Consider the following 3494-nt stretch of genomic DNA (forward strand, 5'->3'; position numbering starts at 1 on the left):
TATTTTCCCCCTCTCTTACCCTAGCCCCTAGCCCCTAGCCCCTAGCCCCTAGTTATAAGCAATTACTTAAATTACCCGATAAACAAAACTAAAAGTTGCCCAGTTATTGACATCTAGGGCAAAGTCTTCAGTTGCTACTCCCGCCTCTTGTACTCCTGAAATGCTAGCAATATGTAAATCTTGTAGCACTGCTTTAGCAACCTTTAAAGGATTTAAAAGTACGCGAACTGGCAAAGTACCTCTACTTTTCTGCATTCCTCCTTCCAAAGCAGTAAGAGTATTAGTAAAAGGAGCCTGACTAAGTATAATCTGAGTTTCAACTAAACCTAATGACCCCTGGATCAACCATCCAAAAGTATTTGTGGCTGTACTCACTAAGTTGGGAAGAGCTGGTAGACAAATAGTTTCTCCAGGGGCGATCGCGAACTCTGATAAACTGCTAATATCTTTACCTCCCGTAGTTTCAGCGAAGGGGGGATTAAAGGCGATCGTCTGTCCTCGACTATCCAGGCAAAAGACCATAAAGTAAACTGGGCGATCGCTCCCATTGTACAATTTGTATTGAATGCGAGTCCCCACTGATAAATTCACAATTTTGTCAGCAGTCGGGTTTAAGTGGCCGTTAATCTCTGCTTCACTCTTCTCAAAAGCTCGCTGGGGTGCTTGCTCGATTAAAACCTCCGCTTCTGGAGCAATTGTGGCGAGAGTTGCTCTCACCTTTAATAAAGAAGATCTAACATTGGCGACTAACCCCAATAATTTAGCAGCTAGCAAGGTATTCAGTTGGGGTGCTAACCGCTGCACTGCTACCTTTACAGCTTCTCCTCCATCCCCTATAGTATTAGGAATCAGACTTTGCCCGACAGAAAACAAACCGTAACGACCTTGAGATAGAGTAGGTAAAGGAGTATTCGGCATCTGGGCGATCGCAGTCTCTAGAACTCGACCAAATCGATAGTCTGCCAGTTGTTCTCCCGTCACTACTGAGACTTGGGGAATGGCAGTAAAAGCACTGGTAGCATCTACTCGTTCAATCCGCTCTAATTGAGAGTCTAAAGCAACCGTTAAACCAATATTTCGGGGCAGAACTCGAATCCTCTCGCGGACGAGTTGACCGACTTGAGGGGCTACAAATTCTCCGATAGTAAGGGGTAATTCCCTAATTTGGGCTTTAGCAACTAGACCGTTGCGCGATCGCACCTGTAATCGGGGTATGGTTTCTGGAACTAAACTAAATACAGAATTCACTCCATAAAAATCCAGAATATTGCCCGGTAATCCTCCCAGCCATAACTGTACATTTTTTCCGCCCTCCTCCACTGCGATCGTCGCCCCCTCAGCAGCAGGAGCGTTTAAAATTAAAGGTGAAAAATTAATATGTAATTTTTCATCTTTGGAGTTGGGATTGGGAAGGGGGGGAAAGCGATTGCTTTGTGTTAATTCCGATATAGCACTAGCGGCCTGACTAAAACTAATTTGCAGATTTGTCGCATCTGTTGTCTGCCACAGAGATTGAGTTAGCGCGTAGGTAAACACACCAGCACTAAACCCATTCCATCCAAGTTCTGCTGATAATCGATCGGGCGTGGCGACTATAATTTTAGATGGAAACTTGGGGAAACTTGGTTTGGCGGCTATTGCTCTCAATTCTTCTAGCAAGGCTAACTCTTCATTGCTAATTTGCCCAAAAGTGGGGCGGTAGCGGGAACGAATTCGCAAATTACCGATTAAGTCTGTGCCGGGATAAGCGTAACTGGTATCGAGAATGGCGATCGCATTTTCTGTTAGTAGCGATGCCTGGGGTTGGCTACGTTTACGTAGCCACAGCAACAAAGTCTCTTCTAGTAAATCGTTAGCGATCGGTGCTGACTCTGTAGGTAAGATATCATCCACAGGCACTAAACTATTCTGCAATGTTTCCAGAGACGAGCCCAAACTCACCTGACTACCAAAACCGCTGAAGTGAAAAACGATCGCATCTCCCGGCTTAGCTTGTTCCCTCAGATGGCTATTAAAAGCTGCCTCAATGTTCTCTCTGGTAGCAAGGCTATCAGTTAAGCTGAGAATATCCGCAGGTGCAAACCCAAACCTACAAATCAGTAGTTCTCGTTGCAGTTCCACATCCGTAACACAGCCGCGCAGGGGCGTACTTTGTGCCTCTAAGTTGGGATACTGATTTATCCCTACTAACAGTGCTAACTTACGCTTCGTCGGTTGCGCTAGAGCTTGGGCGTAGCGATCGCTTATTTGCCAGAATAAAGCCTCGCTAATTCCCAGCGCCGCCAACAGCCAGCCAGATCTTTGTAAAAATTGCCGCCGATTGAGTCCCATGCCTGATTCCTGAGATTCTACCTTAGCTAATATTCTCAGAAGGTAGAGGATTCACAACAGATTTTTAATACCAATTTTAGTAATCTTTAGCGATCCCCTTAGATACCCTGAGTCGGAGCCTAAATATAGGTTACATAATATCAGTCGCAACTTCCACTTTTTTAGAGGTATTTAGGGGCGGCGACGAGCATATTGCCTTCTCTTTAAAAGCAATTGCTGACCATCAAAATGTTCTTCTGGAACTTGCATATTATCTCAATTTATAGTATAAGGCAGAAGAATTTAGTTGGCAACACCGTTGTACTAATATTTTTAACAGCACAAACTGAGCGTGCGTCAGTTGTGTTTGTAAGCTTCTCTGATAGAATTCTGGTAACATTATGTTTTCGGCGATCGCTTTCAAAGAAATTTTAGTTAAGTCATCTGCATGATAGTAATTTATTCCAGCAATCTTTACCTAGAGCTGAGTTAAATTAGATGTTAATATGACTTACGCAAAAAACCCGCTTTCTGACCAAAATCATCGCTTTTTTCGAGAAAGATTGACGCAGAAACCGGGTTTTTGAGCGGCGTAAGTCCTAGTTAATTAGATAGACACAAATCAAATCAATGGCGTTGGGAGTGTTCATATTAAAAACCTCCAATCCTAATCAACTATCTCCGAGAGACACGCTTCAGGGTTGGAGGTTAAATCTTGAAAATTTAGTTGACCATCATTTAACAGAAACCGCATCCACGTCAACAGTACCAGGATTGTAACTAGGGCTATCATTGACTGGATCGGAGGCTTCGGTACCACTTGCAGCTTGACGGGATTTAGCATACTCGATCGCCATCTGCGAGACTTCGGAAACCAGGAGGGTCAGAATAGCGATATCATCAATTTGCCCGACAATTGGCAGAAAGTCGGGAGCGATATCAATCGGACTGATCAGATAGGCTAGAGTTCCCAGAACAATCCACCAACGATATTTGGGATTGCGAAGGGTGTTGCGATACCAGGTATAAAGCGATTGGATTGAAAAGCTCATTAATTTTTCCTCGACTTACTCTTTATATCTTCACAAATTGTCTTCTAAATTTCCTTTCGAGATAACCCCCCTAAGTAGTACAGACAATTCTACTTAGGAAAATTGGGAATTGGGTAATGGGTAATGGCTAAT

At 43.7% G+C, this 3494-nt stretch carries 2 protein-coding genes; both read right to left on the reverse strand.

The features are described from left to right. Positions 1-66: 66 nt before the first annotated feature. Positions 67-2331 (reverse strand): caspase family protein, encoded by a 2265-nt coding sequence (locus OSCI_RS03350; protein ID WP_007353445.1) that lies wholly within the window; start codon positions 2329-2331, stop codon positions 67-69. Between the two features lie 713 nt (positions 2332-3044). Continuing rightward, complete coding sequence (locus OSCI_RS03355) at positions 3045-3362, reverse strand: YkvA family protein (RefSeq protein WP_007353447.1); 318 nt, start codon at positions 3360-3362, stop codon at positions 3045-3047. Positions 3363-3494: the final 132 nt, after the last annotated feature.

The sequence above is a fragment of the Kamptonema sp. PCC 6506 genome, from assembly GCF_000180455.1.
Lineage (GTDB): Bacteria > Cyanobacteriota > Cyanobacteriia > Cyanobacteriales > Microcoleaceae > Kamptonema > Kamptonema formosum.

What these genes read in the sequence shown, in the direction of transcription:
- OSCI_RS03350 (WP_007353445.1), bottom strand. Translation starts at nt 2,331, where the DNA reads ATGGGACTCAATCGGCGGCAATTTTTACAAAGATCTGGCTGGCTGTTG.
- OSCI_RS03355 (WP_007353447.1), bottom strand. Translation starts at nt 3,362, where the DNA reads ATGAGCTTTTCAATCCAATCGCTTTATACCTGGTATCGCAACACCCTT.